The sequence below is a fragment of the Lederbergia citrisecunda genome, assembly GCF_018343695.1.
GTDB classification, from domain to species: domain Bacteria; phylum Bacillota; class Bacilli; order Bacillales; family Bacillaceae_C; genus Lederbergia; species Lederbergia citrisecunda.
In genome coordinates, this window is sequence record NZ_JAGYPJ010000001.1 from 1,914,881 (window position 1) to 1,941,290 (window position 26,410).

The 26,410-nt window shown below is 37.4% G+C and carries 23 protein-coding genes, 1 riboswitch and 1 other annotated feature; of the genes, 4 read left to right on the forward strand and 19 right to left on the reverse strand.

Annotated elements, in window-relative coordinates; all coding sequences use genetic code 11:
* Positions 1 to 163: 163 nt before the first annotated feature.
* Positions 164 to 350: riboswitch (Lysine riboswitch) on the reverse strand.
* A gap of 46 nt (positions 351 to 396) precedes the next feature.
* The 7 genes from uvrC to KHA93_RS09605 form a co-directional block, all read right to left on the reverse strand.
* Positions 397 to 2,169 carry an excinuclease ABC subunit UvrC gene (gene uvrC / locus KHA93_RS09575; protein WP_213110536.1) on the reverse strand — a complete coding sequence of 591 codons (1,773 nt, stop codon included), beginning with the start codon at positions 2,167 to 2,169 and terminating at the stop codon, positions 397 to 399.
* Between the two features lie 83 nt (positions 2,170 to 2,252).
* A complete protein-coding gene (trxA, locus tag KHA93_RS09580; protein ID WP_213110537.1) occupies positions 2,253 to 2,567 on the reverse strand; it encodes a thioredoxin in 315 nt (104 codons plus the stop codon).
* Positions 2,568 to 2,644: 77 nt separating this feature from the next.
* Complete coding sequence (locus tag KHA93_RS09585) at positions 2,645 to 3,628, reverse strand: electron transfer flavoprotein subunit alpha/FixB family protein (protein WP_213110538.1); 984 nt, start codon at positions 3,626 to 3,628, stop codon at positions 2,645 to 2,647.
* Between the two features lie 13 nt (positions 3,629 to 3,641).
* A complete protein-coding gene (locus tag KHA93_RS09590; RefSeq protein WP_213110539.1) occupies positions 3,642 to 4,406 on the reverse strand; it encodes an electron transfer flavoprotein subunit beta/FixA family protein in 765 nt (254 codons plus the stop codon).
* 167 nt (positions 4,407 to 4,573) lie between these two features.
* Entirely contained in the window at positions 4,574 to 5,347 is a 774-nt protein-coding gene (locus KHA93_RS09595) for an enoyl-CoA hydratase (protein WP_213110540.1), read from the reverse strand.
* 23 nt (positions 5,348 to 5,370) lie between these two features.
* The gene (fadR, locus tag KHA93_RS09600) at positions 5,371 to 5,955 is read right to left on the reverse strand and encodes a fatty acid metabolism transcriptional regulator FadR (RefSeq protein WP_213110541.1); all 585 of its coding nucleotides are present in this window, start codon (positions 5,953 to 5,955) and stop codon (positions 5,371 to 5,373) included.
* Positions 5,956 to 6,124: 169 nt separating this feature from the next.
* Positions 6,125 to 7,822 carry a long-chain-fatty-acid--CoA ligase gene (locus tag KHA93_RS09605; RefSeq protein ID WP_213110542.1) on the reverse strand — a complete coding sequence of 566 codons (1,698 nt, stop codon included), beginning with the start codon at positions 7,820 to 7,822 and terminating at the stop codon, positions 6,125 to 6,127.
* A gap of 392 nt (positions 7,823 to 8,214) precedes the next feature.
* Here KHA93_RS09605 and KHA93_RS09610 point away from each other — a divergent pair, with 392 nt between their 5' ends.
* Both KHA93_RS09610 and KHA93_RS09615 read left to right on the forward strand, forming a co-directional pair.
* Positions 8,215 to 9,117 (forward strand): Gfo/Idh/MocA family protein, encoded by a 903-nt coding sequence (locus tag KHA93_RS09610; protein ID WP_233711104.1) that lies wholly within the window; start codon positions 8,215 to 8,217, stop codon positions 9,115 to 9,117.
* Positions 9,118 to 9,250: 133 nt separating this feature from the next.
* Complete coding sequence (locus tag KHA93_RS09615) at positions 9,251 to 9,574, forward strand: MazG nucleotide pyrophosphohydrolase domain-containing protein (protein WP_213110543.1); 324 nt, start codon at positions 9,251 to 9,253, stop codon at positions 9,572 to 9,574.
* A gap of 355 nt (positions 9,575 to 9,929) precedes the next feature.
* Here KHA93_RS09615 and KHA93_RS09620 read toward each other — a convergent pair whose 3' ends face one another.
* The 5 genes from KHA93_RS09620 to zapA form a co-directional block, all read right to left on the reverse strand.
* Positions 9,930 to 10,337 (reverse strand): DUF350 domain-containing protein, encoded by a 408-nt coding sequence (locus KHA93_RS09620; RefSeq protein WP_213110544.1) that lies wholly within the window; start codon positions 10,335 to 10,337, stop codon positions 9,930 to 9,932.
* A 37-nt stretch (positions 10,338 to 10,374) separates the two neighbouring features.
* Positions 10,375 to 12,732, reverse strand: coding sequence for an endonuclease MutS2 (locus KHA93_RS09625; protein WP_213110545.1), 2,358 nt, complete (start codon positions 12,730 to 12,732; stop codon positions 10,375 to 10,377).
* Between the two features lie 17 nt (positions 12,733 to 12,749).
* Complete coding sequence (gene polX, locus KHA93_RS09630) at positions 12,750 to 14,468, reverse strand: DNA polymerase/3'-5' exonuclease PolX (protein WP_213110546.1); 1,719 nt, start codon at positions 14,466 to 14,468, stop codon at positions 12,750 to 12,752.
* A gap of 419 nt (positions 14,469 to 14,887) precedes the next feature.
* Entirely contained in the window at positions 14,888 to 15,430 is a 543-nt protein-coding gene (locus KHA93_RS09635) for a CvpA family protein (RefSeq protein WP_213110547.1), read from the reverse strand.
* Between the two features lie 7 nt (positions 15,431 to 15,437).
* The gene (zapA, locus tag KHA93_RS09640) at positions 15,438 to 15,698 is read right to left on the reverse strand and encodes a cell division protein ZapA (RefSeq protein ID WP_432806309.1); all 261 of its coding nucleotides are present in this window, start codon (positions 15,696 to 15,698) and stop codon (positions 15,438 to 15,440) included.
* A gap of 444 nt (positions 15,699 to 16,142) precedes the next feature.
* Here zapA and rnhC point away from each other — a divergent pair, with 444 nt between their 5' ends.
* Positions 16,143 to 17,075 carry a ribonuclease HIII gene (gene rnhC / locus KHA93_RS09645; protein ID WP_213110549.1) on the forward strand — a complete coding sequence of 311 codons (933 nt, stop codon included), beginning with the start codon at positions 16,143 to 16,145 and terminating at the stop codon, positions 17,073 to 17,075.
* A 22-nt stretch (positions 17,076 to 17,097) separates the two neighbouring features.
* On the opposite strand, the gene KHA93_RS09650 is transcribed toward rnhC, so the two are convergent.
* The 5 genes from KHA93_RS09650 to KHA93_RS09670 form a co-directional block, all read right to left on the reverse strand.
* The gene (locus KHA93_RS09650; RefSeq protein WP_233711105.1) at positions 17,098 to 18,153 is read right to left on the reverse strand and encodes a PQQ-dependent sugar dehydrogenase; all 1,056 of its coding nucleotides are present in this window, start codon (positions 18,151 to 18,153) and stop codon (positions 17,098 to 17,100) included.
* A 1-nt stretch (position 18,154) separates the two neighbouring features.
* Entirely contained in the window at positions 18,155 to 18,700 is a 546-nt protein-coding gene (locus KHA93_RS09655) for a hypothetical protein (protein ID WP_213110551.1), read from the reverse strand.
* A 496-nt stretch (positions 18,701 to 19,196) separates the two neighbouring features.
* Entirely contained in the window at positions 19,197 to 21,611 is a 2,415-nt protein-coding gene (gene pheT, locus KHA93_RS09660) for a phenylalanine--tRNA ligase subunit beta (protein ID WP_213110552.1), read from the reverse strand.
* A 17-nt stretch (positions 21,612 to 21,628) separates the two neighbouring features.
* Complete coding sequence (pheS, locus tag KHA93_RS09665; protein WP_213110553.1) at positions 21,629 to 22,666, reverse strand: phenylalanine--tRNA ligase subunit alpha; 1,038 nt, start codon at positions 22,664 to 22,666, stop codon at positions 21,629 to 21,631.
* 49 nt (positions 22,667 to 22,715) lie between these two features.
* Positions 22,716 to 22,972, reverse strand: a binding site (T-box leader).
* A gap of 52 nt (positions 22,973 to 23,024) precedes the next feature.
* A complete protein-coding gene (locus KHA93_RS09670; RefSeq protein WP_213110554.1) occupies positions 23,025 to 23,780 on the reverse strand; it encodes a TrmH family RNA methyltransferase in 756 nt (251 codons plus the stop codon).
* A 97-nt stretch (positions 23,781 to 23,877) separates the two neighbouring features.
* Between KHA93_RS09670 and sspI the strand changes: the two genes are divergently transcribed.
* Positions 23,878 to 24,084, forward strand: coding sequence for a small acid-soluble spore protein SspI (sspI, locus tag KHA93_RS09675; RefSeq protein ID WP_213110555.1), 207 nt, complete (start codon positions 23,878 to 23,880; stop codon positions 24,082 to 24,084).
* Between the two features lie 87 nt (positions 24,085 to 24,171).
* On the opposite strand, the gene KHA93_RS09680 is transcribed toward sspI, so the two are convergent.
* Both KHA93_RS09680 and KHA93_RS09685 read right to left on the reverse strand, forming a co-directional pair.
* Positions 24,172 to 25,014: an aminoglycoside 6-adenylyltransferase gene (locus KHA93_RS09680; RefSeq protein WP_213110556.1), complete on the reverse strand. Its 843-nt coding sequence runs from the start codon at positions 25,012 to 25,014 to the stop codon at positions 24,172 to 24,174.
* 109 nt (positions 25,015 to 25,123) lie between these two features.
* Positions 25,124 to 26,209, reverse strand: a complete 1,086-nt coding sequence (locus KHA93_RS09685) for a M42 family metallopeptidase (RefSeq protein WP_213110557.1) — start codon at positions 26,207 to 26,209, stop codon at positions 25,124 to 25,126.
* Between the last annotated feature and the right edge of the window lie 201 nt (positions 26,210 to 26,410).

Below are 26,410 nucleotides of genomic sequence, written 5' to 3' on the forward strand. Positions count from 1 at the left end.
TTTAGATTTTGTGAATTCAAAAAGAAAAGATGCCACTAAACCTATAATCATTCAAGCTTAATAACTTAATCCTAAAAGCGACAATAAAAGCGAAAATAGCCTAAATAAAAAAGCAATGAGCATAATACTCATTGCTTGTGAAACGTACATAAAAATAATCACAACATGAGATAGCTCTCCAAAAGGATCTAATCCATTTTGACAATCCTACATTTCTTAAACGCAGGACCAGCAGAAAAGAATTAAGAGTTACTTTTCCACTTCGGCAAACGATCCCTTTCAAAACCAGTCATGGAAGCCCTTCTTCTCATGGTTTTTACTATTGATTGCTTGCAACCTCTATCGAAATTATGAAATTGGAATAATTATAACATTGAGGTCATAAATACTCAATAGCTATTTGTCCAAATGATTTTTAATATTTTCAGCGATGTTTTTGGGAATCCCCAACTGTATAATATCTTCAACCGTTGCTTCCTTCATTTTTTTCAAAGATCCAAAATGGCGTAGTAGAGCCTTTTTCCTGACGGGACCGATCCCTTCAATATCATCCAAGGTGGATTGAAATGCAGATTTTCCTCGTAATTGTCTATGAAAAGTTATGGCAAATCTATGAACTTCATCTTGAATTCTTTGTAATAAATAAAATTCTTGACTATTTCGCTCCAATGGCACAATTTCAAGCGGGTTACCGAATAATAATTGGGATGTCCGATGTTTTTCATCCTTTGCCAGTCCTGCAACTGGAATATTTAAATTGAATTCATTTTCCAATATATCTTTTGCTGCCTCAATTTGGCCTTTTCCACCATCAATTATGATTAAATCAGGTAATGGAAGATTTTCTTTGAGAACTCTTGCGTATCTCCTTCTAATTACCTCACGCATGGATTCATAATCATCCGGGCCTTTAACGGTCTTGATTTTATATTTACGATACTCTTTTTTATAGGGTTTTCCATCTATAAACACTACAAGTGCTGATACTGGATCTGCTCCTTGTATATTTGAGTTATCGAAAGCCTCGATTCGATGTGGAGTATATATTTGCATAGCTCCTCCGAGCTTATCAATTGCATGGATTGTTCGTTCTTCATCCTTTTCAATTAATGCAAATTTTTCTTTCAAAGCAATCTGGGCATTTTTTGTTGCCAAGTTCACTAGCTCTTTTTTTTGCCCTTTTTTTGGCTGTATGACTTTTACACCTAATAATTGTTCCGCTAACTGTTGATTGGCGGATTCAGGAATGAGAATTTCTTTCGGTTTAAGATGATTTGTTTGAGAGTAAAATTGACCAAGAAAGGTTAAGAATTCTTCCTCATGTTCACTATAAATAGGAAAGAGGGAAACATCCCTTTCAATCAACTTACCTTGCCGTATAAAAAATACTTGTACACACATCCAGCCCTTATCTAATGCAAATCCAAACACATCTCGATCTGTAAAATCGGAAGACATCATTGTTTGCTTTTCCATTGTTGTCTCGATATGGGTAATTTGGTCTCGAAATTCTTTTGCTCTTTCAAACTCAAGATTTTCAGCAGCTTCATACATCTTTTTTTCCAAATCTTTTTTTATGGACGTAAAGCCACCGTTCAAAAACTTTGATATTTCGTCCGTCATTTGTTTGTATGTCTCAGAAGCAACTTCGTTTACGCAAGGAGCTAAGCATTGACCAAGATGATAATAAAGACAAACACGATCAGGAAGCGTTTGACATTTTCTTAGAGGATAGAGGCGATCAAGAAGTTTTTTTGTTTCATTTGCAGAATGTGCATTTGGATACGGACCAAAATATTTGCTTTTATCTTTTTTTACTTTCCGTGTAATGATTAGTCTTGGATGCCTTTCGTTCGTTAATTTAATGTAGGGAAAGCTCTTATCATCTTTGAGCATGATGTTATATTTTGGGCTATGCTTTTTTATTAAATTCATTTCCAAAATAAGTGCTTCAATATCGGATGCCGTGACAATATATTCAAAATCCTCTATTTCATTCACAAGTCTTTGTGTTTTCGTATCATGGGAACCGGTAAAATAAGAGCGTACCCGATTTTTTAAAATTTTTGCTTTACCTATATAAATGATAGTATCTTGCCGATCCTTCATTACATAACAGCCTGGTTGATCAGGCAAAATCTCTAGTTTATGCTTTATTCTTTCGTTCATAAAATCACCTCTATCTAAGACCACAACATATAACCATTATATTGAAAAAAATCCGAGCAATAAAGCCCGGATTTTCTACTATTTTATAGATGTTTATTTAACAATTCAGCTAGTGCCTCTTTCGGTTGAAAGCCGACAGTTTTATCGACAAGTTCACCGTTTTTAAGGACTACCAATGTTGGAATACTCATAATACCGAATTTACTTGCAGTTTCTTGATTATCATCTACGTCAACTTTAACAATTTTCGCTTTTCCATCAAGATCTCCATCTAATTCCTCCAATACAGGAGCAATCATTTTACAAGGACCACACCATGGTGCCCAAAAATCTACTAATACGACACCTTCGCTTGTTTCAGCTGAAAAATTCTCATCTGTTGCATGAGTGATTGCCATATGTCTAACCTCCTTAATTTACATTCCGAACATAGCGCAAGTATACCATCATCAACCAAAACGTGCTAACTTTTTGCTCAACTTTGAGATCCGGCTTTTATCCTGCGAAATTCCTCTGTTAAGAGCGGTACCACCTCGAAAAGATCACCGACTATACCATAATCCGCTACATTAAATATGTTTGCCTCTGGATCCTTATTGATCGCCACTATCACTTTAGAATTGGACATGCCGGCCAAATGTTGAATAGCACCTGATATACCACAAGCAATATATAAATCAGGGGTTACTACTTTTCCAGTTTGCCCTATTTGTAAGGAATAATCACAATAGTCCGCATCACACGCCCCACGAGAAGCGCCAACCGCTCCACCTAATACATCCGCCAATTCTTGAAGAGGTTCAAATCCTTCCGTACTCTTAACCCCTCGGCCTCCAGCAATGATTACTTTCGCTTCTGATAAATCAACACCTTCACTAGCCTTCTTGACAACTTCTTTAATGATAGTTCGTAAATCTTTTATTTCAACGGATACTGATTGTATTTCACCCGTTTTAGTTTCATCTTTACTTAATGGCTCGATATTATTTGGTCGAATTGTAACAAATATAGTACTTTCTACCATTTTTTTCTTTTCAAACGCTTTTCCAGAGAAGATGGGTCTTGTAAAAACAATATCTCCATCTTTTTCTTCAATCGCGGTGATATCAGAAATAAGACCTATATTTAGTTTACTTGCTATTTTTGGGGATAGATCTTTTCCAAGTGCTGTATGACCAAAAACGATACCTTCCGGATTTTCTTGTTCAATAATTTTAAGGAGAGCCTGAGAGTAGCCATCCGAAGTATAATGTTTTAGTTTCTCAGCTTCGACAGTCAGAACACGATCTGCCCCAAATTGAATCATTTCTTTACCTTGACCGTCAATTTTTTCTCCGACTAAAACCGCAATAACTTCTCCACCATTAGCAATTTGTTTTCCTGCTGAAATTGCTTCAAACGAAACGTTTCTTAAAGAACCCTCACGCATTTCGCCAAGTACAAGTACTTTTTTTGTCATGCCCTACCCCTCCTCAAACTAACTTATTTAACAAACCGGCAAGTTCTTTTACTTGCTCTTCAATATCGCCTTCCAATTTTCTGCCAGCATCTTTAGCAGGAGGAAGAAAAATCTCAATGGTTTCAGTTTTGGCCATTACATCATCTTCATCTAAATCTAAATCATCTAATTCAAGTTCTTCCAAAGGTTTTTTTCGAGCTTTCATTATTCCTGGCAGTGATGGATAACGAGGATCATTTAAACCTTGTTGAGCTGTTACTAAGAGCGGCAAAGACGTTTCGATTATTTCTGAATCCCCTTCTACGTCCCTAGTCAATACTACTTTTTCGCCCATTATTTCCAGTTTTGTAATGGTTGTAACATAAGGAATTTCCAAAATATCTGCAACCCTTGGTCCTATTTGTCCAGAACCTCCGTCAATGGCAACATTTCCTGCAAGAATTAAATCTACATCTTTATTTTTTAAATATTCTCCAATAATAGTAGAAATCGTAAATTGGTCACTTTCTTCTATATCATCTTCTATATTGATTAATACAGCTTTATCTGCGCCCATTGCCAATGCCGTTCTCAGCTGCTTCTCCGCTTCTTCTCCATCTACTGTCAAAACAGTTACCTCACCGTCGTATTCATCGCGTAGCCTTATGGCTTCTTCAATAGCGTATTCGTCGTATGGATTAATAATAAATTCCGCTCCATCATCATTAATTTTCCCGTCTGAAATGGAGATTCTTTCTTCTGTATCAAAGGTTCTTTTCATGATTACAAAAATATTCATTCAATGCCCCTCCTAATATAGGAATCTATTTGGATTAAGACTTTTACTAATAAGAAAAGCGAACCGCCTTGCTCATCGACGTACAGGCCCCACAGGATGTGGGTCAGTGGACGTTGGCACAGGACGTGGTGGTTTGTCGACGTTCCTTTAGAAAACTTATACTTTCTTTAATTACCTGTAAAAATAGGATTACGCTTTTCAAGAAACGCTCTTATGCCTTCCTTGCCATCTTCAGAATCAAAAACGAATCCGAATTTTTTTGCTTCGTGTCTAACTCCTTCATAAAATTGAGGTGTTTTACTAAACTGAAGCAATTCAATCGTTGCTCTTAAAGCAAGTGGACTTTTTGCTGCAATTTTATGCACCATTTCCTTTGCTTTTTCTAATAGTTGCTCCTCAGGAAAAGCATGATTGGCTAATCCCCACTTAACTGCATCAATACCTGATAAAGGATCACTTGTAAATAGCATCTCCGCCGCTTTAGCCGTTCCGACTAACCGAGGAAGTCTTTGTGTGCCTGCAAATCCAGGTATTAATCCCAACTGTAATTCAGGAAGACCTAATTTAGCATTTTCACTAACAAGCCTAATATGACATGACATCGCAAGCTCAAGGCCTCCCCCTAGGGCTGCTCCATGAATTGCCGCGATAATTGGTTTGGGGAAATTTTCAATTTTTTCAAAGACTACTTGCCCGTTTACTGCAAGTTTTGAAAATTCCTCTCCGTTGTTAATTCCAGTAAATTCCTTTATATCCGCTCCTGCAGAAAAAAATCGACCTTCTCCATGAATTAAAATCGCTCGTATTTCATCATCATTCTCCAGCTGATCAAGAATATTTCCAATGTCTTGTATCAATTCGAAAGATAGGGCATTTGCAGGTGGTCGATTCATTGTAATAATAGCTGCATTCCCTTCCCGATAATGAGATAAGTATGCCATTCACTTCAACCTCCCTAACAGTATTATCTTACAGCACATCCATGTAACAGCAGCTTATGGACAGCTGGTGCTAAAGATACTAAATCATACTTTTGATCATTGATTACCCACGTCGTTACTGTTTCATCGATTGTTCCAAATATCATTTGTCTTGCAAGCCGTATATCCATATTTTTATCAAATTCACCTTGCTCTTGACCAAAGCGCAAAATATCATCCACAACATGTAAATAATCTTTCAACACATCATTAATCTTCATTCTTAGCTCTTTATTCGATTGCCTTAACTCCAGTTGTGTGACAATGGCTAAATATCGATCGTTTGAAAGGATTGTAAAATGATTTTCAATCATTACTAATAATTTCTCTGCAGCCGTTTCTTTTCCTGCAATAACTTCTTTCATTTTTTCAACGAAATATCCCATTCTTTCATGGAAAACCGATATTAATATATCTTCTTTATTTTCAAAGTAAAGATAGATTGTTCCATCAGCTACTCCAGCCTGCTTAGCTATTTTCGAAACTTGTGCTTGATGGTAACCATTTTCAGCGATGACAACTACTGCTGCATCAATAATTTGTTTGTATTTTGGTTTATTTCTTTTCAATCATTTCACCTGCTCCAAAACGCTCATATGTGACTGCTAGTAACAGAACACTTGAGCTACATTATAAAAATGAATGACTATTCATTCATATCTTAATCATAAATAGTCCCCATTTCTATGTCAAGTACGCTAAAAAAAAGAGCCGTATCGGCTCTTTTTTTTCATTAAATTAACCGAGTTTTTCATCATGCTGTAGCTTATTTCTTTCTTCATCAACTAATACACGGCGAAGTATTTTTCCAACAGCGGTTTTGGGAAGTTCATTACGAAATTCATATATCCTAGGTATTTTGTAAGCAGCTAAATATTTACGAGCGTATGCATCAAGTTCTTCTTCAGTAACGGTTGCTCCTTTTTTCAATACAATATATGCCTTCACTGTTTCACCACGATAAGCATCTGGAACACCAGCGACAACCAATTCTTGAATGGCAGGATGTTCATAAAGCACTTCCTCAATTTCTCGAGGGTATATGTTGAACCCTCCAGCGATAATCATGTCTTTTTTTCTATCGACTACATAGAAATAACCGTCCTCATCCATATAACCCATGTCTCCGGTTAGTAACCATCCATCCCTTAGAGTAGCTGCGGTATCTTCAGGTCTATTCCAATATCCTTTCATAATTTGAGGACCTTTTACAGCAATTTCGCCTATCTCACGTGGTGGAGAGTGCTCTCCAATTTCAGCAGAAAAAATTGCCGCTTCCGTATCAGGCCATGGAACTCCGATACTACCTTTCACCCTTTTCTGGCCATATACAAAATTCGCATGTGTGACAGGAGAAGACTCTGTTAAGCCATAGCCTTCAACAAGTTTTCCTCCTGTTACATCTTCAAATTTTTCTTGGACCTCGACAGGAAGTGGAGCCGATCCGCTCAAACACGCTTCAATTGAAGAAAGATCGTATTTTTTTAAATCTGGGTGGTTTAAAATTCCTATATAAATAGTTGGAGCTCCAGGAAATATAGTTGGTCTTTGTTTATGAATAGTTTTCAATGTCGTTTCCACATCGAACTTTGGCAAAAGAATCATTTTGTACCCTTGCATGACAGCTAAAATTAATACAGTCGTCATTCCATAAACATGGAAAAAAGGTAAAAGGCCGAGAATGACTTCTTCCCCTTTTTTTGCCTCATAGAGCCATGCCCCACATGCAGTAGCATTGGCAATTAAGTTCTTATGAGTAAGCATGACACCTTTCGGATAACCAGTTGTACCACCAGTATACTGAAGAAGAGCTAAATCATTTTCAAAGTCGATATCATATTCATACGTAAGTGGTTTTGATTTTAGCATGATATTTTTGAAAAGGTGCTGATTCCCTTCATGCTTTACATCGACAACAATCCCAGTGTCTCTTTTTTGGATGAAAGGGTAAATGATGTTCTTTGGGAAAGGTAAGTAATCTTTGATAGCGGTTACAATGATGTGTTCTAGTTTGGTGTGTTTAATGACTTTGGATATACGAGGGTATAAAATATCTAGTGAAATAATCGCTTTCGCTCTACAATCCTTCATCTGATACTCAATTTCGCGTTCCGTATAAAGAGGATTTGTTTGTACAACCACTCCTCCTGCATATAATATTCCATAATAACTTATGACAGCTTGTGGACAATTTGGAAGCATAATGGCAACGCGGTCACCTTTTTCAATGCCAATTCCACGAAGATAACTAGAGAGCTTTAAAGCACAGGAGTACATTTCCTTATACGTCATTTCCTTACCCATAAAATGGACAGCTGATTTATTTGGAAATTCTTTTGCTGCCTCTGTCAAATAAGATTGGACCGTTTTCGGTTCATATTCTAACGTTGTTGGTATTGATTCTGGATAGAGCTTCAGCCATGGTTTCTTTTCCATACAATCCCCCCTCGTTTTAATGAACAGTTCGAAAATTAGCACTTCTCTCCTATATTATATGCCAATCATTTACTTCATACAATGATTCGGAATAAAAGAAATCAGCATTTAAACTTTTATTAAGTCTATATTAATTTTTGATTTTCCCACTCCATTGTTTGGAGCGGAATGGGTGATTTTTTGGTGATCATCGCACTTTGAATATTCCATTGTTACCTTGGAATCGATTTTATAGTGGTGAAGGGCACATTGAATGCTCCATCGTTACCCCGCACTCCATTTTTGAGCGGTCAAAGGCACATCGAGGAAATCAACATACAATACTTTATTTTAAAAGCATATTTTCATATATAATGAAGTTAGTAAAAAATTTGAATATTAAGGTGATCATAATGAAAATAGGGATGATAGGGATAGGGGATATAGCGTGGAAAGCATATTTACCTGTATTATCACAAACAAAGGGTATTGAACTACATATTTTTACTAGAAATAAAGAAACTCTTAACGACGTTGCAGCTACATATCATATAGAGCATATTTATCATAATTTTGAAGAATTGTTAGCGAGTGGGATTGAGGCAGCATTCGTTCATTCTTCAACAAGTTCACACGAGGAAATTATTGATAAGCTATTAGATCATGGTATCCATGTGTATGTCGATAAGCCCATTACATACTTTGGTGTTTCTTCCACTAGGCTAATTGAAAAAGCAAAAGAAAAAGGGCTTATATTAATGGTCGGATTTAATCGCCGTTTCGCTCCCCCTTACAGGCAATTAACTGAAGTCGCCAATCCGAATATGGTCATTATGCAGAAAAATCGAGGTCACCATCCTGCTGATACAAGAACATTTATTTTCGACGATTTTATTCATGTCATTGATACATTACTTTATTTATTTCCGTATACGATTGAAGAAGTGATTATACGTGGAAAAGTGAAAAACGGAGAACTGTATCATGTGACTTTACAACTAGAAGCGAGTGAAGGAACGGCTATCGGTATCATGAACCGTGATGCAGGCACAACTGAAGAAATAGTCGAAGTTAAAAGTCCAGACGAGACACGCAAAGTAGTGAATGTAAGTAATATTACTTCACACCTAAATAAACAAATCCTCGATTTCGGTAGTGATGACTGGCAGCCAACACTTGAAAAAAGAGGATTTTACGATATCATTTCTCAATTTCTAGATTTAATTCGAAACAAGTCTTTACCATACACTGGATATGATAGAGATTTGGAAACACACTTACTTGCAGAAAAAATTGTTCAGCACTTAAAAAAATAGAGACCATAGGAAGATAGAATAGATTTATATGTTCATAATATTGCGATAGCCATTAGCTGAACGAAGCAGAGTTGAAGAAGTATTACTTTACCTAGAAAAAATATATAAGACCTATTTAATTCAGGGAGAATAAATGGAAAAGAATATTACTATTAAAGAATTACAGAATTATATTAAGCAAAAGGACTATAAACCAGAACTGAAACATGCTTATTTCCTAAAATTAATTGAAGAAGTGGGAGAACTTGCTGAAGTTTTGAGAAAAGATAGGAGATTGGAACATCACGACACAATAAAAGGAACAATTGAAGAAGAACTATACGATGTCCTTTATTATGTGATTGGAATAGCCAATGTTTATGGTATTGATTTAGAGAAGTGTTTTTATCTAAAAGAAGAACTTAATAAAGAAAAATATCAGTATGATACTGATGCTTTAGTTGAAAAAGAAATATAACGATAAAGAGCTTGGTGAATTTCCCAAGCTCCTTTTGTAGTTTTTGGTTAATCTCGATGCAAGAATATGGGATTTTTTTACCAAAAGGAAACAAGTTAGCTTAAATTTTTAAGCAGTTATTAAATAAATTATACCTAAAATAAGAAAAATGCCACATAATATGAGCAGCACTTTTGCAAGTTTTTCCACAACCTTCTACTCCTTGTCTAGCTACAGCGCCTATCGACTAGCTAACTTCTTGTCCTCCTCACGATAAGTCAACATCAATTCGTCCTGCCTAATTCATTGTGTTTCCTTTATCGCAAGGCTTAGGACCTGAAGTTCGTACGTAGATGAACAGGCGCTTTTGCTTTTCTTACGGGATTCCCGCACCAATAACGTAGGAAAGTCCAACTGAAATAACGAGGGAAATAAAGCCTACGGCGCGGTTATCCTTTTCAATTTCTTCATCAATTTTAAATTTTGGGGTTAAAAATTCAAAAATAAAATATCCAGTCAATAAAAGGAAGAAGCCAAAAATTCCCCACCCAATCATGACAAAAAGCGTGTCATGGTTAAGGATTGAATGCCTAAAAACATTTGCGATTCCAAAAATTTTTCCTCCCGTCGCCATTGCAACTGAGATATTTCCTTTTTTTATTTCCTCCCAGTTTTTGTATTTTGTTACTAATTCAAAAATAAATAAAAACAAGATAATGCATAGGACCGTTACACTATAATAGCCTGCTGTTTGAACAAAAGAATTTTCCCAAAAAGAGTCCATTCATTTTCCCCCTTTGTTTTTGGGAGGTGAAATATAGTTACTTAAATTCTACGATCGTTACTCCACTTCCACCTTCACCCGCTTCACCTAACCTTATACGTTTGACAGAGCGATGATGTTTCAAATATTCCGTAACTCCTGTCCGAAGTGCACCGGTTCCTTTCCCATGAATAATTGAAACACGTGGGTAATTTGCTAACAAGGCATCATCAATGTATTTTTCTACTTTTTGAAGTGCATCTTCATAACGTTCTCCACGCAAGTCTAACTCCAATTTCACATGAAAGTCTCTTCCCTTAATTGTTGCCATTGGTTTTGTTTCTTTTTTCTCTTCCGCTTTTATAAAAACTAAATTTTTCTCGTGTACTTTCATTTTCATAATTCCTATTTGTACTTGCCACTCAACAGATCCAACTTTCTCAATGAGATGACCTTTTTGCCCAAAGGTTGTAACGGTTACTTCATCACCAGGCTGAAACTCTCGCTTTTGTTTATTTATTTTCGTTGGATCCGTAACTTTATCTAGGTTCGGTAGTGCAGCATCAAGTTTCCGTCTTGCTTCTATCAATTCATGTTCTTTAACTTGTGTACCGCCCTCAAGCCTCATTTGACGAAGCTCTGCCATCACTTCTTCCGATTCTGCCTTTGCTTTTTCAATCACCTTCGCAGCTTTTGCTTCTGCATCGTCATACATTTTCTGCTTCCGTTCATGAAATTCGATCATTTGCTGTTGTAAATCGTGAAACAGTTTTTCTGCATTTTTTAGATAGTCGTGAGCTTCCTTATACTCATCCTCCGCTTCCTTCCGGCTTTTTTCTAACGAGGCAATCATATTTTCCACTTCGTTACTTTCTGTATCAATCATCGATCTTGCAGATGAAATGACAGAGTCTGAAAGTCCAAGCCTTTTTGATATTTCGAAGGCATTACTTCTACCAGGAATGCCTATTAATAATTTATAGGTAGGGCGTAGGGTCTCTACATCAAATTCTACACTTGCATTTATTACACCTGGACGATTGTAGCCATACGCTTTTAGTTCCGGATAATGCGTTGTTGCGATAACATGTGATCCTCGCTGGTACACTTCGTCCAAAATGGAAATGGCAAGAGCAGCACCCTCTTGTGGATCTGTACCTGCTCCAAGCTCGTCAAAAAGCACAAGACTTTCATGGTCCACTTTCTTTAATATGTCAACTATATTGACCATATGGGATGAAAATGTACTCAATGATTGTTCAATCGATTGTTCGTCTCCAATATCAGCGAATACTTCTTTGAATACTGCAATTTCCGATCCTTCTAATGCGGGTATTTGCAGGCCAGCCTGTCCCATTAGCGTCAATAATCCGACCGTTTTTAATGTGATTGTTTTTCCACCTGTATTCGGTCCAGTAATAACCATTGAAGTATACTCATCACCTAGTGTAATATCATTGGCTACAGCCTCTTCAATAGGCAATAGAGGATGACGAGCTTTAAACAAGCGGATGATTCCATCTTGATTGATTTTAGGTTTCGTCGCTTTCATTTCTTTTCCAAAACGAGCTTTTGCAAATATAAAATCAAGCTCCGCCAAGACTACAACAAGATGATTTAAATCTTCAGCTGATTCAGCAACTTTAGCCGAAAGTTCTGAAAGAATCCTCTCAATTTCCTGCTTTTCCTTTAACTGTAATTCTCTTAAAGCGTTATTTAATTCAACAATGGCTTGCGGCTCAATAAATAATGTTTGTCCAGAGGAGGATTGATCATGGACAATCCCACCATAATGAGCTCGATATTCTTGTTTAACTGGGATAACATAACGTTCATTTCTAATTGTAATAATCGAGTCGGATAACATTTTTTGAGCATTTCGATTTCTGATTAAACTTTCCAGCTTTTCTCTAATTTTCCCTTCACTTCGTCTTGATTGTTGTCTAATACTTCTCAGCGTTTCACTGGCAGAATCAAGAACCTCACCGTTCTCATCGATTGCATTCTTTATTTGTTTTTCAAGATCAGTTAAAATCACAATTTGGTTTGCTTTGTCTTCTAGTATTGGAATAGCTACCTCATTCTCCAATAATCCCTCAATAAAACGTTTCATCGTACGTCCTGCATAAATTGTGCTAGCTGTTTGCGTTAGCTCAATGGCGTTTAATACCCCGCCAATTTCCGCTCTTTTCACATGAGGTTTAATATTATGAATTCCACTTAGTGGAGCATGTCCTTTTAATCTAAGCACATGAGCAGCTTCATCCGTTTCGTTTTGCATCTCCACGACTTCATCTAATGACGTAGAAGGCGTCAAGTTTTTTATTTTGTCTACTCCTAACACGGATGACGCAAATTCCTCCAACTGAGCAAGGATTTTATTATATTCAAGGGTTTTTAGTATTTTTATGTTCATCGTTAAAAACTCCATCCCTAATCGTTTCTCTTTAAAAATTGAAGTAATTCATCCGGTTTCATGGCATTAATGACTGATGTTTTTTTCACCCAACCTTTTTTAGCGGCTGAAACACCAATATCCATAAAATCTAAGCTACGAATATTGTGAGCATCCGTATTAATAGCCACCATTACACCAGCGTCAACAGCTTTTTTCATATGTTCAGCACTTAAATCCAGTCTTTCTGGGTTTGCATTCAATTCAAGCGCTGTATTTGTTTCCTTTGCGAGTTTGATTAATAAGTCGATATCAACATCGTATCCGTCTCTTCTTCCGATTAATCTGCCTGTTGGATGCGCAAACATATCAACATGAGGATTTTTTAAAGCATTGTAAAGACGCTCCATAATTTTTTCCCTCGGTTGCGAAAAACTGGAATGAATGGACGCGATGACAAAATCAAGTTCTGCTAAGACATCGTCTGAGTAATTCAAACTTCCATCTGGTAAAATATCCATTTCAATGCCAGATAAGATTAATATATCATCATATTTTTCGTTTAAAGCTCGAATCTCTTCATTTTGAAGTCTGATTCGCTCTACTGACAGACCATTGGCAACGCGCAAAAACTCAGAATGGTCCGTAATGGCCATATATTTATAGCCCTTTCTCCTACAAGCTTCTACCATTTCCTCTAAAGAATAAGCACCATCAGACCATGTCGTATGCATATGGAGATCACCTTTAATGTCTTCCAAAGTGATCAAGCGAGTATTAGAGTTGTAAATCTCGATTTCTTTTCCATCATCTCTAATTTCAGGTGGAATAAAAGGCAAGCCGAAGTGGTTGAAAAAGTCTTCTTCAGTTTTGAATGTTAAAACTTCACCAGTTTCAACATTTTCCACACCATACTCACTAATTTTTTCTCCTCTTTCTTTTGCCAACTGACGCATGCGAACATTATGATCTTTTGAGCCTGTAAAATGATGTAAAGCTGTTGCATATTGTTCTGGAGCAACTAATCTAAAATCAACGGAAACCTCGTATTTTCCATTCATTACGATTGTCACTTTCGTTTCACCACTTGCAGTTGCTTCCTTTATTCCATCAATCGTAAGGAGTTTTTCCTTCACAACTGCAGGAGATTTTGTTGCAATAATAAAATCAAGATCTTTTATTGTTTCTCTAGTTCTTCGCAAACTTCCTGCTTTTGAAAAAGCACTTATTTCTTTAATCTGCTCTAGATAAGACTCGATATGATTAGAAAATGGCAACATGTAAGCAATTGGCAGACGATTTGGTTGAGCACCGAATTGGGAAATGGATGCCAGAATATTATCTTGTGTTTTTCTCCCAAATCCTTTTAATCCTGCAACGAGATCATGAGCACACGCTTCTTTTAATGAGTTCACATCTACCACACCAAGTTCTTGATATAGCCTTGAGATTTTCTTACCACCAAGTCCAGGTAACTGTAATAATGGGATTAGCCCTTTTGGAACTTCTTCCTTTAGTTCTTCCAACACGGAAGAGGATCCTTCTTTAATAAATTCCTCTATGACAGCGGCTGTCCCTTTCCCGATGCCAGGAATATCTGTAAACACAGTGATTTCAGATAGGCTGCGATCATCTACTTCCAATGCATTCGCTGCCTTTCGGAAAGCCGCAATTTTAAATGGGTTTTCCCCTTTTAGCTCCATATATATCGCAATTTGTTCAAGTAAACGTATAATGTCTTTTTTATTTATTTTCATATTTTATCACCAGCCGTTCAAAATATCTCCTTGATAGAAAAGTGGAAGCGCCTTGACCATCGACGTACAAACTTCAGGTACTTCGAATGAGATAAAGGAAACACGACGAGGCACGAGTCGATGTTGACTTATCGTTAGGAGAAGGACAAGAAGTTTGCTAGTCGATAGGCGCTGAAACTAGACAAAGAAAAATGAAAGCTCCGTGTCCCATCGACGTACAGACCCACAGAATGTGGATCCGTCGACGTTGGCACGGGACATGCCGGTCTTAGTCGACGGCTTCTTGCGCTAGACAAAGATAATATTTATTTTAACAATGGATAATAATCTATTCTTTCTTATCATATTAACAAAAGAGGCTGCCCTATTAAAGCTTGCGGTTCCTTTTAGGGTTTCCGCATTTTAATAGGGACAGCCACTTATTGTTGAATATAATCTAGCCACCATTTTTTTACTTCTGCCGAAAAATATGGTGTATTTTTTAATATTACTTCGGCGATAGTTGAATCATTTAAGGCAGTCTGAATCATTCCCATCGGTATTAAAGCAGCAATGTATAAAAGAATGAAAATAAGTAAATACATTTCAATTAAACCGAGAATGCCTCCTGCCCATATATTAACGAACTTAATAACTGGGAGGCTAGCAACAATATCAAGTGCAGATCCAATGATTCCAAGAATGATTCGGACAGCAAAGAAGATGATAGCAAAGGCGATCACACGATAAAAGGCGTCATCGAAACTTATTCCATCCAATACCATTTTAAATGTGGCATTACTACTTAAATCTGGATATGGAATCCAAAGCTTAAGCAATGGAGCAAGATCTTCATAATACTTGTAAGCAATAATTAATGAAATAATGAACCCTACCATGTGTATTAATTGGAGGATAAACCCCCTTCTTAATCCTATTAAGAAGCCAAAAATAAGAATACCTACTAAAATAAGGTCAAGCATAAAAAATTCAGTCCTTTAATTGTTTAAATTCCTCTTCAAGTGTTTCATATTTTTCTTGTAGTTTAATATATTCATGGATAGTATTAACGGCTGTCAATACGGCAAGTGCACTCGTATTAAGATTAGGATTTACAGAATGTATTTCTCGCATTTTTTTATCGACTATCGCTGCAACTTGTTGCATATGCTCTGTCGTTTCAGTTCCGGAAATGGTATACTGTTGTCCATAAATCATGACCATGGCCCGAATCTTTTCATTTTCCGTCAAACCATTAGCCTCCAATCGCTAGAATCCTATTCAATATCATATCACGAATAAAAAAAGATGGGAATATATTGTCTAAATATGTGGCACAAACGTTATAAAAAGATAATTGAATTTAAACAATTGGCTATGGTAAAGCTCATTGTTCTTTCTGTTACTATGTTGAATGGAGTGAAGGTGCGAAACTCCAGCGATAAGAAAAGTAAAAGCGACTTACTGGACCACAGGATGTTGTTCCTTCGACTTTGGTACAAGACAAGGCGGTTTTAATCGATATCCCTTTCTGTCTTTGACTGAGACAAAGGAAACTAGATGTGTCTTGTATGGCTGGAGTACCCCTTCTTTTCAGCCTTAAGGAAAGCGAGCGCCTGAAGCGGGAATCAATTTACATAGCTTTAGAGCATTATAATTTAGAAAAATGTTTTGATTTAGAAAGGAAGTGTTCTTTTGGCGAATATCGTCATTCAATTAACCCCGGCTAATTTAGAAAAAATCGACTCATATTACGAAAATGATAAAATAAACAAAACTCCTCCCGGTGCTATTTTTATTGCGAAAAAAAATGGATGCACCATCACCGCCTACCGCTCTGGAAAGGTTATGTTTCAAGGAGTAGGGAATGAAGAAGAAGCAAAACGATGGAGTAATTCTCACGAACAATTAAACAAACCTGTTTCAAGAAAAACATCGGGGCCATTACTTCCACCTAATATTTCATCCATGTCTGTACTCGGATCGGATGAAGTAGGAAAAGGTGACTATTTCGGGCCGATGACGGTTGTTGCAGCATATGTAAAAAACGATCAATTGTTACTTTTAAAAGAGCTTGGCGTAAAAGACTCGAAGAATTTAACGGACTCACAAATCATTAAAATCGCCAAAGATTTACTTACCTTTCTTCCTTACAGTCTATTAACATTATCCAATGAAAAATATAATCAACTACAGGCATCAGGAATGACGCAAGGTAAAATTACAGCTATCCTACATAATCAAGCTTTAAATCATTTATTGAAAAAGATAGAACCCGAAAAGCCCGAAGCCATCCTTATTGATCAGTTTGCAGAGGCATCTATATATTTCCGCCACCTTCAAAAACAGAAAGAGATCTTGCGTGAGAATGTTTATTTTAGTACAAAGGCAGAAAGCATTCATTTATCGGTTGCCGCAGCATCGATATTAGCACGCTATGCGTTTTTGAATGCTTTCGATAAACTAAGCGAAAAAGCAGGCTTTCCTTTAACTAAAGGTGCAGGTCCAAAAGTAGATCAAAATGCTGCTAGATTAATCAAAGAGAAAGGACTTTCCGCGTTAAATCAATTTACAAAACTTCACTTTGCTAACACAGATAAAGCGAAGAAAATTGCGGGACTAAAATAAGGTTGTGCTTAAAAGCTCAACCTTACTTCATCTCTATTTTAATTATTCGATCATCGTTTTCTGCAGATGTTCCTCTACCATCTGTATTATTTGTTATAAAATACAAGGATTTACCATCTATATAAACATCTCGTATCCGGCCGTATCCTTCAATTAAAACACTTGCTTCTTTTAGTTCTAAATCAAAGACTCTAACAGCCTCTCCCCTTAAAGAAGAAATATATAATTTTCCGTTTTGATAAGCTACTCCACTAGGTGCCCATGTGTTTTCATTTGTATGGTAAATAGGTGATTCCATTCCCTCTTTTTGCTCATCACCTTGGATAAGTGGCCATCCGTAATTTTTCCCAGGACTAATCATATTAATCTCATCATGAGCGCTTTGCCCATGTTCTGTTTCGTATAATTGCCCGTTCTCTGTCCATGCAAGTCCTTGTGGATTTCGATGACCATAAGAATAAGTTGGTGAGCCTTTAATCAGATTATCAATTGGAATCGAACCATCAAATTCTAATCGTAATATTTTTCCTGATAAGATTTCAGCATTTTGGCTTGACTCAGGAACCGCAGCATCACCAGTCGTTATGTAAAGCTTATTATCGGGACCAATTTTGATTCTGCCTCCATTATGAATTTTGGCACCTGGTATATTTTCAATAAGCACCTCTGTTTCCCGCCAAGCATCTTTTTCTTTTACGATGCGGATAACACGATTATAAATACTTCCGTTTTCTTCATATGTATGATAAGCAAAGGCTTCTATATTTGTATCGGGAATTAACTCTATTCCTAAAAATCCACCTTCCCCCCCTGTAAACAGCTTCTTCTGCAGATTTACTGGAAATTTTTGCGTCTCACCTGAAGGTTCATGAATAGAAGTGATCGTTCCATGTCTCTCACTTATATAAAACGTATCATTCTTATGCGTTATGGTCCACGGCACTTCTAGATTTTCCGCAAGTACGAGATCGCTTTTATTTCCAATCGTTGGTTGTTCTTCTCCTTCAGGAAAAGATTGATTGTCATGATCTTTTTCTGAACAAGCGGTAAGAAAAAGAATGACGAAAAACAACAACAAACTATGGCTGGAAAGAGACTTTCTCCAAGGCTTCATGCTTTCTACTCACGTCCTCTAAGTTAAGTAAAATTTCATTTAACTCTTTATCAAACAAATCAAGTTGATACATGTCCCATAAATAAACGTAAAGCTCTTCAATTGCATCCATTTGTTTTTTGGAAAGGTTAATATCACCTTTAGTTGATGTTTTTAACTCATAGAGTGAAGAAAGGATATGCTCCAAAACGACGTCTGTTTTATTTACTTGCGATTCCTTAATAAATTTAAAATTGACGCCCATGGCTTTTAATTCTGAATAGCTTGAATACACGCGTTCTACTCCGCCAATTAGATGATCAAGCTGCGACTCTGAGACAGTGTTGTTCTCCCTTATTTGATTAATTGGAACTTTCTTATATAAATCTTGTATCCCCATTCGAAGTCCATTTATATAACTTGTAACTTTATCGGGAGAATATTCCTGACTGGTTGATTTCCCATAAACAGTCATGACTGCAACGATAGCTAAAAATAAAAATAAATATATTAATAAACGTTTTTTCTTCATGTTTTCCGCCCTCTTGTTGTTATTATAATTATGATTGTATAGAATTTATTATCCTTTGTTAAGTGAAAATGCAAAAACGCGAGCTATATTGCTCGCGTTGGTTACTATAATGTCTAGGGCTTCTGCTTTTCTTGTCTAGCTCTAGCGCCTATCGACAGCAAACTTCTTGCCCTTCCCCTACGATAAGTCACAACGACTCGTCCCTCGTCGTGTTTCCTTTATCTCAGTCCAAGGCCAAACAAGGAACGTCGACTAAAATCGTCACTTCCTGTGCCAACGTCGACGGACCCACATCCTGTGGGCCTGTACGTCGATGAGCAAGGCGCTTTCGCTTTTCTCTGTCTAGCTCCAACGCCTATCGACTAGCGAACTTCTTGCCCTTTTCCCTACGATAAGTCAACAGCGGCTCGTCTTATCAGACTCGCCGTGTTTCCTTTATCTCAGTCCAAGGCCCTGAAGTTCGTACGTCGATGGACAGGCGCTTCCGCTTTTCTATTTACCCTCTTAATTCTGCTCCTGCTTTTTCTTTTATTTCAGTAAGAACTTTATTATGGGCTTTTACAACCTCTTCGTCCGTAAGAGTTCTTTCAGGATCAGAATAAGTTAGGGAGAAGGCGATTGATTTCTTTCCTTCTTCCATATGTTCTCCTTCATATAAGTCGAACACATGGACAGACTTTAATAACTTTTTACCCGCTTCCTTAATAATTGAAGATAATGTACCAGCACTTACTTCTTTATCTACAACTAATGCAATATCCCTTGTAATGGATGGAAAACGTGGAATCGGCACGTATACGAGTGGCGGTAATTCAAAATTGAATAATGGACCTGCCATAATTTCAAAAACATACGTATTTTTTAAATCTAGTGCTTTTTGTACATGTGGATGTACTTGACCAACAAAGCCGATGACTTCTCCAGATAGAAGAATTTCTGCTGTTCTTCCTGGATGCATACCGTCAAGTTCCGCTCTTCGCCATTCTACACTTGATGATACTCCAAGTTTAGTTAAAAGGCCTTCTAAGATACCTTTAGCAACGAAGAAATCAACTGGTCTTTTTTCACCTTGCCATTCATTTTCCACCCAAAGGCCAGTGATTGCGCCTGCGATATGTTCACGTTCCTCCGGCTGTTCATTTTGGCCATTGCTTAAAAAGACGGATCCAATTTCATATAATGCTATCGAATCATGTTGACGAGCTAAGTTATAAGAGACAGATTCCAAAAGCTGTGGGATAATGCTTAGTCTTAGTCTGCTTCTTTCTTCACTCATAGGCATGGCTAATTTAACAGGTTCGCGTGCTTCAATAGCAAAACTAGCCGCCTTTTCCACACTTGTTAATGAATACGTAATAGCCTGATAGAGTCCAGCTCCTTCCAGAAAAGCTTTTGCCGCTCTCCTTCTTGATTGAATTTTGCTTAATCCACCAGGTAAAGAAGCGCCTTTCGGCAATGTTTTAGGGATATGATCGTATCCGTAAAGTCTAGCCACTTCTTCTACTAAATCTTCTTCAATCGTAATATCCCCACGACGAGTTGGGACTGTAACGATAAATGTTCCATCCTCAACTGCCACCTCGAAGTTTAAGCGATTGAAAATATCATTAATCGTTTCTTTGTTAAGATCCGTTCCAAGCACACGATTTATTTTTTCCAACGTAATGGATACAACAGCCGGTTCGACTTGTAAATAATTCGCCTCTACAATACCTTCAAGAACTTCACCATCCGCAAGCTCTGCAATCAATTGTGCTGCTCTTTCAGCTGCTGGGTGTACTCTTTCTGGATCTACGCCTTTTTCATAACGGCTGCTTGCTTCACTGCGCAATCCTTGATGTTTAGATGTATTGCGAATGGATTGACCTGCAAAATAAGCAGATTCAAGGAGAATCGTTGTCGTATCATTGCTGACCTCAGAATTTGCTCCCCCCATAACACCAGCAAGTGCTACAGGCTCTGTTCCATTCGTAATGACAAGCTGGTCAGAAGTTAGAGTACGCTCTGTATCATCTAGCGTAACAATTTTTTCACCTTCATTAGCCAGTCGAACGACTACTTCTTTTGAACCAAAACGATCGTAATCGAATGCATGGAGCGGCTGTCCATATTCAAGTAAAATAAAATTCGTAACATCAACGACATTATTATGCGGTCTGATTCCTGCTGACATTAGTCGAGTTTGCAACCAAAGTGGCGATGGACCAATTTTAACATTTTTAATTATTTTAGCTGTATATAACGGGTTTTCCTCTTTTGCATCAACCTTAACAGAAATGTAGTCTTCTGCCTTTTCCGGCGTTGATTTTATTGTGATATTTGGCAATTTTACTTCTTTATTTAAAATGGCTGCCGTTTCATACGCTACACCTATCATACTAAGGGCGTCAGCACGATTCGGGGTTAAATCAAGCTCCAAAACTTCGTCATCTAAATTTAAAAGTTGTAGAGCATCTGCACCCACTTCTGTATTTTCCGGGAATACAAAAATCCCATCAGCAAATTCTTTTGCTACTAGTTTTCCTTCAATGCCTAATTCTTGAAGGGAGCAGATCATACCGTTTGATTCTTCGCCACGGAGCTTCGCTTTTTTAATTTTAAAGTTACCCGGCAGAATAGCTCCTACCTTTGCTACAGCTACTTTTTGTCCTTTTGCCACATTCGGTGCACCGCAAATAATCTGAACAGGTGCATCCTCGCCAATATCAACGAGGCACTTATTTAATTTATCGGCCTCCGGATGCTTTTCACATTCAAGCACGTGTCCTACAACTATATCTTTCATCCCTGCACTTAATTGCTCTACTCCATCTACTTCTATACCACTTCTCGTAATTTTTTCAGCTAGCTCTTTAGCTGTTACGCTGCCAAGATCAACGTATTCTTGAAGCCATTTATATGAAACAAGCATGTTTTACCCTCCCGTTATTATTCTTGCCCTGCAAATTGTTGTAAAAAGCGAACGTCATTCGTGTAAAAATGGCGAATATCATCTACACCATATTTCAACATCGCAATTCTTTCTGGACCCATTCCAAATGCAAAGCCAGTGTATTTCTTTGAATCAAATCCCGCCATTTCAAGTACGTTTGGATGAACCATACCGGCTCCTAAAATTTCTATCCAGCCTGTTTGTTTACAAACGCGACAGCCATCTCCACCACAAATTTTACAAGAGATGTCCATTTCAACAGAAGGTTCTGTAAACGGGAAGAAACTAGGGCGTAAACGAATTTCACGATCTTCTCCGAACATTTTTTTCGCAAATACTTCTAGAGTTCCTTTCAAATCACCCATCGTAATATTTTCATCCACGACCAAACCTTCAATTTGAGTAAACTGGTGCGAATGAGTCGCGTCATCATTGTCACGACGATATACTTTTCCAGGACAAATGATTTTCACAGGGCCGATTCCTTCATGTTTTTCCATAGTTCTTGCTTGAACAGGTGATGTATGTGTACGAAGCAAGATTTCTTCCGTAATGTAAAATGAATCTTGCATATCGCGTGCAGGGTGCCCTTTTGGCAAGTTTAAGGCTTCAAAGTTGTAGTAGTCTTTTTCAACCTCGGGACCTTCCGCCACTTTGTAGCCCATGCCAATGAAAAGATCTTCAATTTCCTCAATAATCTTTGTAAGTGGATGACGGTTTCCAGTTTTAATAGGTCTTCCTGGCAGAGTAATATCGATTGTTTCAGATTCAAGCTGTTTGCGAACAGATGCTTCTTCTAATTCTTGTTGTTTTTTTCCAATTTCCTCAGTAATTTTTTCTCTTACAACATTGACTAGTGCCCCCATTTTCGGACGCTCTTCCGCAGATAATTTACCCATTCCACGCAGAACTTCCGTAATCGGACCTTTTTTTCCTAAGTAGGCAACCCGAACTTCATTCAATAATTTTAAATCATTAGCTTCAGTGATTTTAGCTAGTGCTTCAGCTTCTAATTGTTTAAGCTTTGCTTCCACTACAAATTCCTCCTTCGATATATTTGAATACAAAAAAGCCCCAATCCCAAAAAGGGACGAGGCTTAGGTCGCGGTACCACCCTTATAAACATATTGTCTAGCTCCTGCACCAAGCGCATTTGCTTTACAATTCATGTTCACTTCATTGTCATAACGGCAATTGCCGGGGTATCTTTACGTATAATACGGTCCCGATACCGACTCAGGAGGTGAACTTCACCTAGATTCCACTGAAAATGCTCACAGTCAAGGCATCTTCTTCCTGATAGCTTCCTCTCGGTTACTTTTCTCCGTCACAGTCATTATCTTTATTTAGATATACAAAACATTATAGATGGTATAGCCAGCAATTTCAAATCTATTTTCGCAAGTAATATAAAAGTATGCCTGCTGCAACAGCGACATTTAGTGATTCGCTCTTACCATAGATCGGAATATAAAGATTTCTATCCGTTTTGTTAAGAATGTCTGAGGCTACCCCTGCACCTTCGTTTCCAACGATTAAAGCGAAAGAATCGCTCGGTGAAACTTCTTTATAAGAAACTGCTCCTTCTAGTGCCGTACCATAAACTGGTATGCCAGATTTCTTTAATGTTTCTATCCATGTATGCAAATTTCCTAATATGATTGGCAAATGAAAATGGCTTCCTTGTGCAGATCGGATAACTTTAGGATTATATACATCTCCAGAACCTTCTCCAAGTATAACCACATCAATCCCTGCGGCATCTGCAGTACGAATCATTGTACCAATGTTACCGGGATCTTGGACGCCATCAAATAACAAAAATCGTTTATGCTTTGTTAAATCGATAGTATGCTCTTTTTTACGGCAAACGGCAAATACTCCTTGAGGTGTCTTCGTGTCTGAAATAATTTTGCTAATATCAGCGGATATTGTTGTAACAGGAGGGATATCCGAAGTAAGCCATGAGTCTGGAAGCTTTATGTTTTCCTGAAGAATCAATTCGATCACATCATTGGTTTCCAATGCTTCTTCAATGAGATGTTCCCCTTCAATTATGTATCTCCCCGTGATATCACGATCCTTTTTCGCGAGAAGTTTTTTCCATTCTTTCACTCGAGAATTTTTCGTTGATTGAATATGTTCCATCCGTCAAGTCCTTTCAAATTCATTCTTATACCATTATACATATTATTGTGAAATTGCGAAAAACTAAGTTGAACTTACATAGAAAGGAGTTTAAATTATGGACATTAACTTACGAAACGCTGTAATTCACAATGTTTCAGGAAATTCACAATCTCAGTTAAGAGATACAATTGTAGATGCAATCCAACGTGGCGAGGAGAAATTACTACCTGGGTTAGGAGTATTATTTGAAGTCATATGGCAAAACGCGGATAATCAAGAACAAAATATGATGCTGGAAACATTGGAACAAGGTTTGAAATAAAGCCAGGCGCATGACTGTTCATGCGCCTTTTTTTGAAGAAAAAAAGTTGATTTTTTATTTGTATAATTAAAATAACTTTCTTTGCATTTATTGTTTTTCAAGCCAATTTATATACTCCCTGGCTTTTGCGTGATCAGAAAAAATGGGGTATCCTAATTTTTTAGCGACAGCTTCACTTATTTCTTCAAATAGTGAGCACATCGTGTGAATACCTCTCCAAATATCTTCGTAATCTCCGTTTGAATATGTGGAAACAAATTTTTCCCATACCTTCTTATCTAAATACCTTTCAAGCCATTTTCCTTCTTTGCCAGTGTTAATCATAAATGAATGATTACTTCCTATATACCAATTAAGCATGAGCACAAGCATTTTACGTACGGGACCTTCCATCATCGATTTGGCATAAGGAAGCTCAGAGCGCTTTAATCCTTTCGCAACATATGTCGCCACCCACCAAAATTCATTTTGGCAATCCAAAAATTCTTCTGTTGTTGGCTTTTTCGTCATATAGTCAGATTCGTTTGGTTTCGGCAAAGGGGGAAAAAGCTTATCTTTATCTAAGAGTATCACACTTAAACTATCAAAATTTGAATGCTTTTCTATCTCTTCGATAGGAAGCAACGTTAAATCAATACGGTTCCCGTCAGCAAATTGCATTAAATAACTAAAGCCTGGCCAATCTGATGGAAAAAGGGACATTGCATCCGGCATTTGCATAATGATTCGTTCTCCGAATGCATTTACCCAGGAATGATCGGCTAAAAAAGAGCTTATTTCATGTACGTAATAAACGATATCAAAATCTTGATAACGATCTTTCTTTACATTTGGATTTACTCTAGAACCATTCATCAATACCGCTCTAATTCGTTCATCATTTTTAGCAATTGAAAGTATCAGAGACATCATTTCCTGCTCAGTTCGCATAAATTTCCCCTCTATTTTATATTTTTTATTATTTATTTGGTAGTGAGGAGGAGAACGAGCTTGTGGCCAACGTTATAACATGCAAAATCGCTTTTTCATGGCACTCTCCTTATTCAAAAGTAATTTCGTCGACGGTTTTCCGATCTAAACGCTTTACAACTTCTGTAATAAGCTTAACCGCATTTTCAAAGTCATCACGATGGAGAATTCCAGCATGTGTATGGATATAGCGCGTTGCAATGGTAATGGCTAGGGACGGTGCACCCTCATGAACTAAGTGAGTGGAACCTGCATCTGTTCCACCACCAGGAATCGCATCAAACTGATATGGAATTCCAAGTTCATCTGCAGTCTTCGTTACTAGGTCGCGAAGTCCTTTATGAGAAACCATAGATGCGTCATATAAAATAATTTGTGGTCCGTCTCCCATTTTACCCATCGCTTCTTTTTCGCTAACTCCTGGTGTATCGCCGGCAATACCAACGTCAACCGCGATGGAAATGTCAGGCTGTACTTTATTTCCTGCCGTTTTTGCTCCTCTAAGACCAACTTCTTCTTGTACCGTTCCAACTCCATATACGACATTCGGATGATTGTCATTTTTTAAATTCTTTAACACGTCAATCGCTATCGCACAACCAATTCGGTTATCCCAAGCTTTTGCAAGTAAGTGTTTTTCATTATTCATGACAGTAAAGTCAAAATATGGAACCGCCATGTCTCCTGGGCGAACTCCCCACTCCATTGCTTCTTCACGGCTTGAAGCACCGATATCAATGAACATATCCTTGATGTCGACTGGTTTTTTACGTACTTCAGCTGATAAAATATGCGGGGGTTTTGAACCAATCACACCTGTAATATCACCTTTTTCTGTTACAATCGTCACTCGCTGCGCAAGCATAACTTGGGACCACCAGCCACCAACTGTTTGGAAACGTAAGAATCCATTCTTGTCAATTTGAGTAATCATAAATCCGACCTCATCCAAATGGCCGGCAATCATAATTTTCGGTCCATTCACATCACCAATTTTCTTGGCGATGATACTTCCTAGACCATCCATTTCGATTTCATCCGCGTAAGGGGTGATATATTTTTTCATCACTTCTCTAGGTTCACGCTCGTTTCCTGGGATCCCCTTTGCATCCGTTAATTCTTTAAGCATTATTAATGTTTCATCCAATTTTTGCATCTTGTAACCTCCATATATTTAATATTAAGGCTCTTTTCTCAAACATTGATGCTATTTGGCGTAAATCTAAATAATGAAAAATAGATTTTGTCCTTAAAACTAATATGTAAATGAGAAAAGAGTTAAAAACTTCATAAGAACCGCTAAACTTCCTTTTTAGGCTTTTACAAAAACAACAAACTTAAAAAAAATAGCCGAAAT